The following is a 12,303-nucleotide window of genomic DNA, read 5'->3' as shown; positions in this document are numbered from 1 at the left end:
TGGGGATTTTGGGCAGGTCACGCAAGGGTTTCTTTTTGGTTGGCATACATGCACCTCTTACTCATGTTATGCCCGAACACAAAATTTCTGACACCCTCTTTCGCGACGCAAGGCCGCTCCTACAGACGATCGCGTAATCCTGGAGCGGCCTTGTGTCGCGAAACGAGAGCGAAGCCCTCGCTGGCGCAGTCTCAGGCTAACGGAGCTGTAGCCACCATCGACGGTCGCTTTGCCACCTCGGCATACCACGCCGCCAGCCCTGGATACAGCCCACGCCAATCGAACTCAGGCTGGCGCAGGTCCAGATACCCCAACGCACAGGCCGCCCCGATCGCGGCGATATCGAACCCCGAGGCGATCTCAGCCAGGTGCTCGCGCTCCAGGCTCGCCAGGCTGCGGCGGATCTTCTCGCCCTGTGCCTGCACCCAACCGTCCCACTGCTTGTCCACCGGGCGCAGGAAGGTCTCGTAGCGGGTGGCCACTGCCGCATCCATGATCGCGTCGGCCTGAGAGGCCAGGGTCAGACGCCGCCAGCGTGCCGAGCCCTCGCGGGGGATCAGCGGCAGGCCAACGTGCTGGCTGTCGAGGTACTCGCAGATCACCCGGCTGTCGTGCAGCACGCTGCCGTCGTCCAGGCGCAGGGCCGGGATCTTGCCGATCGGGTTGCCCTGGTTGAGCTGCGCGTCGCCGTTCACCGGGCTGATGTTCACGCCCTGCACGGTGACGCGGTCCAACTGGCCGGTCTCGTGCAGCACGATCATCACCTTGCGCACGAATGGCGACAGCGGCGAATGGAACAGGATCATGGCTCAGTTGCCCTGCAGGCTGGGCGGCAGGCACACGCCGGTGCCGCCGATGCCGCAGTAGCCTTCCGGGTTCTTGGCCAGGTACTGCTGGTGGTAGGCCTCGGCGAAGTACACGGTCGGCGCCTGGGCGATCTCGGTGGTGATCTCACCGAAGCCGGCCTTGCCCAGCTCGGCCTGGAAGGCGGCCTTGCTCGCGTTTGCTTCATCGAGCTGCTGCGGCGAGGTGCAGTAGATCGCCGAGCGGTACTGGGTGCCGACATCGTTGCCCTGGCGCATGCCCTGGGTCGGGTTGTGCAACTCCCAGAACATCGCCAGCAGCTCGCGGTAGCTGACCCGGTTCTTGTCGAACACCACCAGCACCACCTCGGTGTGGCCGGTCAGGCCCGAGCAGACTTCCTCGTAGGTGGGATTGGGGGTGAAACCGCCGGCGTAGCCGACCACGGTGCTGACCACGCCTTCGCGCTGCCAGAAACGGCGCTCGGCGCCCCAGAAGCAGCCCAGGCCGAAGATGGCGAAGTCGATGTCGCCTTCGAAGAACGGGCCGAGCAGCGGGGTGCCTTCGAACACGTAGTGGAACTCGGGCAGGGTCATCGGGGTTTCGCGGCCAGGCAGGGCCTGTTCCGCGGTGGGCAGGACGTTTTTGTTCACCAGGATTTCCGAACGCAGGACCATGGCCGTTCCTCTGTGTCTTTTCAGTTGGACAGGTGTTGGCCCAATCGCCGGCAAGCCGGCTCCCTCAGGGTTATGCGTTCGACTGTGGGAGCCGGCCTGTCGGCGGTGAGGCCCGAATGGTTCCTATAGTGCCCGAGGTTGGCGCCGCTGTCAGTCCACCGGCCCACGCGGGTAGCGGCGCAGCTTGTCGTTCAGCTCGCGCCCCGGAATCGGCCGGTCGAACAGGTAGCCCTGGCCGACGTCGCAGCGGTGCCGGCGCAGGAACGCCAGCTGCTCGGGCGTCTCGATTCCTTCGGCGACCACCTTGAGCTTGAGGTTGTGGGCCATGGCCACCACCGCCGAGGTGATCTCCATGTCGTCCTGGTTGTCGGGGATCTCGTTGATGAAGCTGCGGTCGATCTTGATGATGTCGATCGGGAACTTCTTCAGGTAGCTCAGCGACGAGTAGCCGGTGCCGAAGTCGTCCATGGCCAGGGTCAGGCCCAGGGCCTTGAGCTCGTCGAGCTGGCGGTGGGTGTCCTCGGTGGCTTCCAGCAGCAGGCCTTCGGTCAGTTCCAGCTCCAGCAGGTGCGGCGGCAGGGCTTCTTCCTTGAGGATGCTGCCGATCGAACTGACCAGTTCGGGATCGGAGAACTGCTTGGGCGACAGGTTGATGGCCACGTGCAGGTTGCCGAAGCCGGCTTCGCGCAACTGCTGGCTCATGCGGCAGGATTGGCGCACCACCCACTTGCCGATGGGGATGATCAGGCCGGTTTCCTCGGCCACGCTGATGAACTGGTCGGGGCGGATCATGCCGCGCTCGGGGTGGTTCCAGCGCAGCAGCGCCTCCAGGCCGAGCAGGCGGCCGCTGCGCAGGCACAGCTTGGGCTGGTAGAACACTTCCAGTTCGTTCTGGGTCAGGGCGCGGCGCAGGTTGTTCTCGACGAACAGCTTGTAGCTGGCCTCGGCGTTGAGCACTTCGGTGAACACCTGGACCTGGTGCTTGCCGTTGGCCTTGGCCTTGTGCAGGGCCAGGCCCGCGTTTTTCATCAACGTGGCCGGGTCGCTGCCGTGCAGCGGCGCGCAGGCCAGGCCCACGGAGGCGGTGACGTTGATCAGCTGGTTGTCGACGAACATTGGTTTGTCGAGGGTGCGCAGCAACTGGTGGGCGACGCCCTGGCCATCTTCCAGGCTGGTGTCGTCCAGCAGCACGGCGAACTCGTTGCTGGCGAAGCGCGCCAGGCTGCCGCCGTTGGCCAGGCTGTTGCGCAGGCGCCGGGCCAGGCTGATCAGCAGCTTGTCGCCGGTCTGGTGGCCGAGGCTGTCGTTGATCCGCTTGAAGTTGTCGATGTCCACCAGCAGCAGGCAGATGGGGCTGGCGCTGTCGCGGGCGAAGCGCTCGTCGAGGTTGCGGATGAACGCCGGGCGGTTGCCCAGGTTGGTCAGGTTGTCGGTGTAGGCCAGGCGCTCGATGCGCTGCTGGGCCAGCTTGGTCTGGGTCACATCCTCGTAGATGCCGATGTAGTGGGTCAGCTCGCGGTTGTCGCCGTACACCTTGGAGATCGATAGCTGGCCCCAGTAGGGCTCGAGGTTCTTGCGCCGGCTTTTGAACTCGCCTTGCCAGCTGTTGCCCATGGCCAGGCTGGACGGTGAGTCGAACAGCAGCTCGCTCAAGTTTTCCAGCGCCGGCAGTTCGGCCAGGTGATGGCCCTGGACCTCCTCGGTGCTGTACTGGGTGATCGCGGTGAAGCTGGGGTTGACGTATTCCACCACGCCGTCGCGGTTGACCAGCAGGAAGGCGCTGGCGCTCTGTTCCACGGCGCGCTGGAACAGGTGCAGGGCGCTGGCGGCGGTACGCCGGTTGTGGTTGTTGATGACTTGGGCGAACTGGTCGGCCAGCTCGCCAGCGAAGGCGATCTCGTCCGACTGCCAGGCCCGTGGCTGGCCGGTCTGCTCCAGGCACAGCACGCCGACCACTTGGCCGTCGATGCGGACACTGGCATCGAGCATGGCGTTGTCGTCGGTGCTGTACAGCGATTCGGCCATCTCGCGGGTGCGCGGGTCGTGGCTGGCGTTGTGGGCGTCGATGGCGCGGCTGGCGTGCAGGGCTTCCAGATAGTCCGGAAAGCGGCTGGCGTCGATCGCCTCGGGCATGCGGTGCTGTTGGTCGCGGCTGTACCAGGCGCTGATCGGCTCCAGGCGCTGGTCGTTCAGGTACCAGATGCTGGCGCAGTCGACCTTGTAGATCTCGCAGGCACTGCGGGTGATCAGCTCGGCGGCTTCGAGCAGCGAGTTGCCGATGCTGTAGCGCTGGCGCGCCAGGCGCAGGATCAGGTCCTGCTGGGCGCGAACCCGCTCCAGGTGTTCGAGTTGCTCTTGTTGGGCGCGCTGGTTCAGTTGCAGGGCCAGTTGCAGGCGGTTGTTGCGCGACTCCAGGTCGTTGGCGTCGAGGTCCGGGGTGTCCTGGCGGTGGTCGTCGAACACCGTCAGGTAGCCGCGCAGCAGCTGGCGGTTGTGCTGCTTGTAGCTCTCCCCGACCTCCAGCAGGCGCAGCGGCGCCGGGCAGGCGTGCAGGGTGTAGCTAACCCGGTAGTAGCCGCGCTGAGCCAGCTGCAGCTGGATCTCGTCGTGCAGCTTGTAGCGTGCTTCTGGCTCCATGAGGCTGGCGTAGGGCGAACCGATCAGGGCGCAGAGCTCGGCGGCGGGCAGGCCGAACTGGCGGTCGCAGCCCGGGTCGAGGTAAAGCATGGCCCAGCTGGCTTCGTTCAGCCGCTCGAAACGCAGCATGCCGAGCCGCGAGGGCACGGGAAGCTGCGTCACGACCTCGGCCGCCACACGGCTGGCGGCATCGGGTTGGCTTTTCATCGAAGACTCGCTTGAACTGGGGCGCGGCCTGGAGCACGGCGCATCGGGCAAGGTTGCATCATGTCCCTGGGGCTGGCAAGCGGCCATGGGGGATGCTGTGAACAGGTTGTCGGCCAGTTGCATGAAATCTGTAGGCGCCAGCTTGCTGGCGAACCATCCACCTGTTCGCCAGCAAGCTGGTTTCTACAAGGCCGTGACATTCATGCGGGCAAAAAAAGCCCCGCCAATTGGCGGGGTTGAGGTACGAGCGTGGCAGCTCGAAAACGGGGCTGCCCCTCCGGGGGAGGGGCAGCGTGCAGCGTTACAGCAGCATGGTGCGGATGTCGCCCAGCACGTCGCCCAGGCGCTTGGTGAAGCGCGCGGCGGCGGCGCCATTGATCACACGGTGATCGTAGGACAGCGACAGCGGCAGCATCAGCTTCGGCTGGAAGGCCTTGCCGTCCCAGACCGGCTGCATGGTCGCCTTGGACACACCGAGGATCGCCACCTCAGGCGCGTTGACGATCGGCGTGAAGCCGGTGCCGCCAATGTGGCCGAGGCTGGAGATGGTGAAGCAGGCGCCCTGCATCTCGTCGGCCGAAAGCTTCTTGGTGCGGGCTTTCTCGGCCAGCGCGGCAGCTTCGGCAGCCAGTTGCAGCAGGCTCTTCTGGTCGACGTTCTTGATCACCGGGACCAGCAGACCGTCCGGGGTGTCCACGGCGAAGCCGATGTGCACGTACTTCTTGCGGATGATCGCCTTGCCGCTTGGCGCCAGCGAGCTGTTGAAGTCCGGCAGTTCCTTGAGCAGGAAAGCGCAGGCCTTGAGCAGCAGCGGCAGCACGGTCAGCTTGACGCCAGCCTTCTCGGCCACGGCCTTCTGCGCGACGCGGAAGGCTTCCAGCTCGGTGATGTCGGCGGAGTCGAACTGGGTCACGTGCGGCACGTTCAGCCAGCTGCGGTGCAGGTTGGCGGCACCGACCTGCATCAGGCGGGTCAGGGCCACTTCTTCCACTTCACCGAACTTGCTGAAGTCCACGGCCGGGATCGGCGGGATGCCTGCACCACCGGTAGCACCGGCGGCTGGAGCTTCCTTGGCCTTCTGCATCATGGCCTTGACGTAGACCTGCACGTCTTCCTTGAGGATACGGCCGTGCGGACCGGTGGCGGCAACCGCGCCCAGGTCGACACCGAATTCACGGGCCAGCTGACGAACGGCTGGGCCTGCATGAACCTTGGCGTTGCTGCCGGCGGCCGGTGCGGTGGCTACCGGAGCAGGGGCGGCAGCGGCAGGCGCGGCGGCCGGTGCCGCTTCAGCCTTGGCCGGAGCCGGGGCAGCAGCAGGGGCCGGAGCAGCAGCCGGCGCGGCGCCAGCGACTTTCAGCTTGAAGATCAGGTCGCCAGTGCCGACTTCATCTTCCAGCTTGCACAGCACTTCTTCGACCACGCCGGCAGCCGGCGATGGGATCTCCATGGAGGCCTTGTCGGACTCCAGGGTGATCAGCGACTGGTCGGCTTCGACGGTGTCGCCGACCTTGACCAGCACTTCGATGATCTTGGCCTTGCCCGACGAGCCGATGTCCGGCACGTGGATGTCCTGCACGCTGGCGGCAGCCGGGGCTGCGGCCGGAGCGGGAGCAGGGGCGGCTTCGGCGGCAGGCGCGGGAGCCGCAGCCTGGGCAGGCGCGGCGGCTGGAGCCTCAGGCGCCGCAGCGGCGCCCTCGACTTCCAGGATCAGCAGCTCGTCGCCTTCTTTCAGGCGGTCGCCCAGCTTGACCTTCAGTTCCTTGACCACACCGGCCTTCGGCGCGGGGATCTCCATGGAGGCCTTGTCGGACTCCAGGGTCAGCAGGCTCTGGTCAGCCTCGATACGGTCACCGACCTTGACGAACAGCTCGATGATTTCACCTTCACCGCTGCCGATGTCAGGTACGCGAATGAGTTCGCTCACTTAAAAATACTCCTCAGCAGTCCAGTGGGTTGCGCTTGTCCGGATCGATGCCGAACTTGACGATGGCGTCAGCCACAACCTTGGGTTCGATCTCGCCACGGTCAGCCAGGGCTTCCAGGGCAGCCAGCACCACGAAGTGGCGGTCGACTTCGAAGAAGTGACGCAGCTTCTTGCGGCTGTCGCTGCGACCGTAACCGTCGGTACCCAGAACCTTGAACTCTTTGCTCGGCACCCACTGGCGAATCTGCTCGGCGAACAGCTTCATGTAGTCGGTGGAGGCGATGACCGGGCCCTTGCGACCGCCCAGGCACTCTTCGACGTAGGTCTTCTGAGGCTTCTGGCCAGGCTTGAGGCGGTTGGCGCGTTCCACGGCCAGGCCGTCGCGACGCAGTTCGTTGAAGCTGGTGACGCTCCATACGTCGGCGCCGACGTTGAACTCTTCGCGCAGGATCTTCGCGGCCTCGCGGACTTCGCGCAGGATGGTGCCGGAGCCCATCAGCTGTACGTGGTGCGCGGCTTCGCGGGTGTCTTCCTCGAGCAGGTACATGCCCTTGATGATGCCGTCCTCGACACCGGCCGGCATGGCTGGCTGCTGGTACGACTCGTTCATCACGGTGATGTAGTAGAAGATGTCCTGTTGCTCTTCGGTCATCTTCTTCATGCCGTCCTGGATGATCACCGCCAGCTCGTAGCCGTAGGTCGGATCGTAGGTGCGGCAGTTCGGGATGGTGCCCGCCATCATGTGGCTGTGACCGTCTTCGTGCTGCAGGCCTTCACCGTTGAGGGTGGTACGGCCGGCGGTACCGCCGATCAGGAAGCCACGGGTGCGGCTGTCGCCGGCGGCCCAGGCCAGGTCGCCGATACGCTGGAAGCCGAACATCGAGTAGAAGATGTAGAACGGCAGCATCGGCTGGTTGTGGCAGCTGTACGAGGTACCGGCGGCGATGAACGACGACATGGCGCCGGCTTCGTTGATGCCTTCCTCGAGGATCTGGCCCTTCTTGTCTTCGCGGTAGAACATCACCTGGTCTTTATCGACCGGCTCGTAGAGCTGGCCGACCGACGAGTAGATGCCCAGCTGGCGGAACATGCCTTCCATACCGAAGGTACGGGCTTCGTCCGGGATGATCGGGACGATGCGCTGGCCGATGTCCTTGTCCTTGACCAACTGCGCCAGGATGCGCACGAAGGCCATGGTGGTGGAGATTTCGCGGTCGCCCGAGCCGTCCAGGATCGCTTTCAGCGTTTCCAGTGGCGGGGTCGGCACGCTGAAGCTCTTGGCACGGCGCTGTGGCACGAAACCGCCCAGGGCAGCGCGGCGCTCGGCCAGGTACTTGGCTTCGGCGGAGCCTTCTTCGGGCTTGAAGAACGGCAGGTTCTCAAGGTCGGCATCCTTGACCGGGATGTCGAAGCGGTCACGGAAGTGACGCAGGCTGTCGACGTCGACCTTCTTGGTGTTGTGCGCGGTGTTCTTGGCTTCGCCGGCACCGGTACCGTAACCCTTGATGGTCTTGGCCAGGATGACGGTCGGCTGCTCTTTGTGGTTCACAGCCTGGTGGTACGCCGCGTAGACCTTGTACGGGTCGTGGCCGCCACGGTTGAGCTTCCAGATCTCGTCGTCGGACAGGTCCTCGACCATGGCCTTGAGCTCTGGGGTGTTGAAGAAGTGCTCACGAACGTACGCGCCGTCTTTGGCTTTGTAGTTCTGGTACTCGCCGTCGATGACTTCGTCCATGCGGCGCTGCAGGGCACCGTTGGTGTCCTTGGCCAGCAGTGGGTCCCAGAAGCGGCCCCAGACGACTTTGTTGACGTTCCAGCCACCGCCACGGAACACGCCTTCGAGTTCCTGGATGATCTTGCCGTTGCCGCGAACCGGGCCGTCGAGGCGCTGCAGGTTGCAGTTGATGACAAAAATCAGGTTATCCAGCTTCTCGCGGCCGGCCAGGGCGATCGCGCCCAGGGATTCCGGCTCGTCGCACTCGCCGTCGCCCATGAAGCACCAGACCTTCTGCTTGCCGGCCGGGATGAAGCCACGGGCTTCCAGGTACTTCATGAAGCGCGCCTGGTAGATGGCCTGGATCGGACCCAGACCCATCGATACGGTCGGGAACTGCCAGAAGTCAGGCATCAGCCATGGGTGCGGGTACGAAGACAGGCCGTTGCCGTCCACTTCCTGACGGAAGTTGTTCATCTGATCTTCGCTGATGCGGCCTTCCATGAAGGCACGGGCGTAGACGCCTGGCGAGGCGTGGCCCTGGAAGAAGATCAGGTCGCCGCCGTGTTCTTCGGTCGGGGCCTGGAAGAAGTAGTTGAAGCCGATGTCGTACAGGGTGGCGCTGGAGGCGAAGCTGGAGATGTGTCCGCCCAGGTCCGAGTCTTTCAGGTTGGTGCGCATGACCATGGCCAGGGCGTTCCAACGCACCATCGAGCGGATGCGGCGTTCCATGAACAGGTCGCCAGGCATGCGTGCTTCGTGGGTGACAGGGATGGTGTTGCGGTACGGCGTGGTGATGGCATACGGCAGCTGCGAGCCACTGCGGGTGGCCAGCTCGCCCATACGGGTCATCAGGTAATGAGCGCGGTCTTCGCCTTCTTTGTCGAGGACCGACTCCAGGGCATCCAGCCATTCCTGGGTTTCGATTGGATCGAGGTCTTGCATGGCTTGCTCCAGGGCGGAAAGGCCACCAGAATCGATGGCCTGAGTTTGCGACTGGCCTTATGGGCAGACGTCGTGAATTCTTGGATTACCGGACAGTCATCCGGCGCGGTGTAGTTTTACTACAAATGCTTTCTCATTTCATGCTTTGGCAGGTCATGAGTAGTAGTAAAACTACACAAATGCGACGTTTGGTCGCATCCCGGGTTGTGAGGAAAAACGTTCATGTTGGTTGGTGGTGTGTCGCTGATAGGTAGATCTTGATGGGTTTTGCCAATTTTTCGTCTATTTCAGCTATTTCCAACTTTTGTACGACAGTCCAACCGTGGTCCAACCCCCGTTTGCCCTGCGCAACCGCTCTCTTTCACGCCGATCAAGGATAGACCATGCGCCTGCCTTTGCCGCTCGATCTGCCTGCTGTCCTCCAACCGCTGGTCGCTCGCAACCAGCAATTCATGCGCGATGCCTTGATTGGTCACCCCGAGCTGGATCTGGACAGCCTGAGCGCCGAGCACCGACGCCAGTTCGACCAGGTCGCCGCCGCCAGCGATTTCGTCCTGGCCCAGGCCCAGCGTGATCCGGCGATGCTGTTCGAACTGCTGGCCAGCGGCACGATGGGCCAGGCCTACGCGCCGGGCCAGCTGCGTGCGCAGATCAACGCCGCGGCCGATGCCGCCCAGAATGAGGACGAGTTGGCGCGCAACCTGCGCCGCGAGCGCAACCGCCAGCAACTGCGCATCATCTGGCGCGACATTACCCGCCAGGCCGCGTTGCCCGAGACCTGCCGCGACCTGTCCGACCTGGCCGACGCCAGCATCGACGAAGCCTATCTATGGCTGTACCCGCGCCACTGCCAGCAGTTCGGCACGCCCATCGGCAACCGCAGCGGCCAGCCCCAGCACCTGGTGGTGCTGGGCATGGGCAAGCTGGGCGCGGTGGAGCTGAACCTGTCGTCCGACATCGACTTGATCTTCGCCTTCCCCGAGGGCGGCGAAACCGAAGGGGTCAAGCGCTCGCTGGACAACCAGGAGTTCTTCACCCGCCTGGGCCAGCGCCTGATCAAGGCGCTCGATCCGGTCACCGTCGACGGCTTCGTATTCCGCGTCGACATGCGCCTGCGCCCTTATGGCTCTGCTGGTGCACTGGTGCTCAGCTTCAATGCCCTGGAGCAGTACTACCAGGATCAGGGCCGCGACTGGGAGCGCTACGCCATGATCAAGGCGCGAGTGGTCGCTGGCGATCAGGTGGCCGGCGCGCAGTTGCAGGAGATGCTGCGGCCGTTCGTCTACCGACGCTACCTGGACTTCTCCGCCATCGAGGCGCTGCGCACCATGAAGCAGCTGATCCAGCAGGAAGTGCGGCGCAAAGGCATGGCCGACAACATCAAGCTCGGTGCCGGTGGCATTCGCGAAGTGGAGTTCATCGCCCAGGCGTTCCAGCTGATTCACGGCGGTCGCGACCTGAGCCTGCAGCAGCGGCCGTTACTCAAGGTCCTGACCACCCTGGAAGGGCAGGGCTACCTGCCTACGGCCGTGGTCGCCGAGCTGCGCGACGGCTATGAATTCCTGCGTTACACCGAGCACGCGATCCAGGCCATCGCCGACCGCCAGACCCAGATGCTGCCGGACGACCCGACCGACCGCGCGCGCATCGCCTACATGCTCGGCTTCGCCGACTGGGACAGCTTCCACGGCCAATTGATGCACTGGCGTGGGCGTATCGACTGGCATTTCCGCCAGGTCATCGCCGACCCGGATGAAGATGAGGCCGAAGGCGAACTGGTGGTCGGCGGCGAGTGGTCGCCCCTGTGGGAGCAGGCCCAGGATGAAGACGCCGCCTCCCGCCAATTGGAGGAAGCGGGCTTCCGGCAGCCGGCCGAGGCCCTGCGCCGCCTGACCGCGTTGCGGGCCAGCCCGACCCTGCGCTCGATGCAGCGCATCGGTCGCGAGCGCCTGGACGCCTTCATTCCGAGGCTGCTGGCCCAGGCGGTCGAGCACGACAACCCCGACCTGGTGCTGGAGCGGGTGCTGCCATTGGTCGAGGCCGTGGCGCGGCGCTCGGCCTACCTGGTGCTGCTTACCGAAAACCCCGGCGCCCTGCGCCGCCTGCTGACCCTGTGCGCCGCCAGCCCGTGGATTGCCGAGCAGATGGCCCGTTACCCGCTGCTGCTCGACGAACTGCTCAATGAGGGCCGGTTGTTCAGCCCGCCGTTGGCGCCGGAGCTGGCCGCCGAGCTGCGCGAGCGCCTGACGCGCATTCCCGAGGATGACCTGGAACAGCAGATGGAGGCCCTGCGCCACTTCAAGCTGGCCCACAACCTGCGCGTGGCCGCCTCGGAAATCAGCGGTAACCTGCCCTTGATGAAGGTCAGCGACTACCTGACCTGGCTGGCCGAGGCGATTCTTGACCAGGTGTTGGCCCTGGCTTGGCGCCAGACCGTGGCGCGTCATGGTCAGCCCAAGCGCAGCGACGGCACCCTGTGCGACCCGGGCTTCATCATCGTCGGCTACGGCAAGGTCGGCGGCCTGGAGTTGGGCCATGGTTCTGACCTGGACCTGGTGTTCATTCATGATGGCGACCCGAATGCCGAAACCGACGGCGCCAAGCCCATCGACAGCGCGCAGTTCTACACCCGCCTGGGCCAGCGCATCATCCACCTGCTGACCACCCAGACCAACTCCGGCCAGCTCTACGACGTGGACATGCGCCTGCGTCCCTCCGGCGCCTCGGGGCTGCTGGTCAGCTCGCTGGGCGCCTTCGAGCGCTACCAGCAGAACGAGGCCTGGACCTGGGAGCACCAGGCACTGGTGCGGGCCCGCGTATTGGTGGGTTGCAAGCAGGTGGCGACGGCCTTCGAGTCGGTGCGGGCGCAGGTCCTCGGCCAGCCACGCGACCTCGACAAGCTGCGCGTCGACGTCAGCGAGATGCGCGCCAAGATGCGCAACAACCTGGGCACCAAGCTCACTGCCGCCGGCACCGCGGGCAATGCCTTCGAGGCCGGTCAGCCGTTCGATATCAAGCAGGATGCCGGCGGTATCGTGGATATCGAATTTATGGTGCAATACGCCGCTTTGGCCTGGTCCCACGACCATCCGGCCATACTGCGCTGGACCGACAACATCCGCATCCTCGAAGAGCTGGAGCAGGCCGGGCTGATGCCCGCCGCCGACGCCGTGCTGCTGCGCGAGGTGTACAAGGCGTTCCGCTCGGCGTCGCACCGCCAGGCCCTGCAGAAGCAGGCAGGGGTGATCGATGCGGCGCAGTTTGTCGATGAGCGTCGTGAGGTAAGGCGGATCTGGAGTGAGCTGGGTCTGACTTGAGGTTGTTGGGGCCGCTGTGCGGCCCTTTCGCGACACAAGGCCGCTCCTACAAGGGATTGCGTTCCCTGTAGGAGCGGC

Annotated in this window: 6 protein-coding genes; 1 reads left to right on the top strand and 5 read right to left on the bottom strand. The window is 64.8% G+C overall.

Features of this window, described 5'->3' with window-relative positions; translation table 11 throughout:
- Window positions 1-191: 191 nt before the first annotated feature.
- The 5 genes from AC25M7_RS21100 to aceE all read right to left on the bottom strand — a co-directional run bounded on the left by AC25M7_RS21100 (window position 192) and on the right by aceE (window position 8,908).
- Window positions 192-806, bottom strand: coding sequence for a glutathione S-transferase (locus AC25M7_RS21100; RefSeq protein ID WP_088851392.1), 615 nt, complete (start codon window positions 804-806; stop codon window positions 192-194).
- Between the two features lie 3 nt (window positions 807-809).
- Window positions 810-1,478 carry a peptide-methionine (S)-S-oxide reductase MsrA gene (gene msrA, locus AC25M7_RS21095; RefSeq protein WP_028689096.1) on the bottom strand — a complete coding sequence of 223 codons (669 nt, stop codon included), beginning with the start codon at window positions 1,476-1,478 and terminating at the stop codon, window positions 810-812.
- Window positions 1,479-1,628: 150 nt separating this feature from the next.
- Window positions 1,629-4,322: a putative bifunctional diguanylate cyclase/phosphodiesterase gene (locus AC25M7_RS21090; protein WP_486971421.1), complete on the bottom strand. Its 2,694-nt coding sequence runs from the start codon at window positions 4,320-4,322 to the stop codon at window positions 1,629-1,631.
- A 301-nt stretch (window positions 4,323-4,623) separates the two neighbouring features.
- Entirely contained in the window at window positions 4,624-6,249 is a 1,626-nt protein-coding gene (gene aceF / locus AC25M7_RS21085; RefSeq protein ID WP_486971420.1) for a dihydrolipoyllysine-residue acetyltransferase, read from the bottom strand.
- 13 nt (window positions 6,250-6,262) lie between these two features.
- Window positions 6,263-8,908, bottom strand: a complete 2,646-nt coding sequence (gene aceE / locus AC25M7_RS21080) for a pyruvate dehydrogenase (acetyl-transferring), homodimeric type (protein WP_028689093.1) — start codon at window positions 8,906-8,908, stop codon at window positions 6,263-6,265.
- A 383-nt stretch (window positions 8,909-9,291) separates the two neighbouring features.
- Between aceE and glnE the strand changes: the two genes are divergently transcribed.
- Complete coding sequence (gene glnE / locus AC25M7_RS21075) at window positions 9,292-12,225, top strand: bifunctional [glutamate--ammonia ligase]-adenylyl-L-tyrosine phosphorylase/[glutamate--ammonia-ligase] adenylyltransferase (protein WP_486971419.1); 2,934 nt, start codon at window positions 9,292-9,294, stop codon at window positions 12,223-12,225.
- The last annotated feature ends 78 nt before the right edge of the window (window positions 12,226-12,303 follow it).

This window comes from Pseudomonas sp. P106(2024), assembly GCF_057480815.1.
This window is presented reverse-complemented; position numbering and strand designations above follow the sequence as displayed.

Coding starts and splice junctions, on each gene's coding strand:
- AC25M7_RS21100 (WP_088851392.1), bottom strand. CDS start 806: ATGATCCTGTTCCATTCGCCGCTGTCGCCATTCGTGCGCAAGGTGATG.
- msrA (WP_028689096.1), bottom strand. CDS start 1,478: ATGGTCCTGCGTTCGGAAATCCTGGTGAACAAAAACGTCCTGCCCACC.
- AC25M7_RS21090 (WP_486971421.1), bottom strand. CDS start 4,322: ATGAAAAGCCAACCCGATGCCGCCAGCCGTGTGGCGGCCGAGGTCGTG.
- aceE (WP_028689093.1), bottom strand. CDS start 8,908: ATGCAAGACCTCGATCCAATCGAAACCCAGGAATGGCTGGATGCCCTG.
- glnE (WP_486971419.1), top strand. CDS start 9,292: ATGCGCCTGCCTTTGCCGCTCGATCTGCCTGCTGTCCTCCAACCGCTG.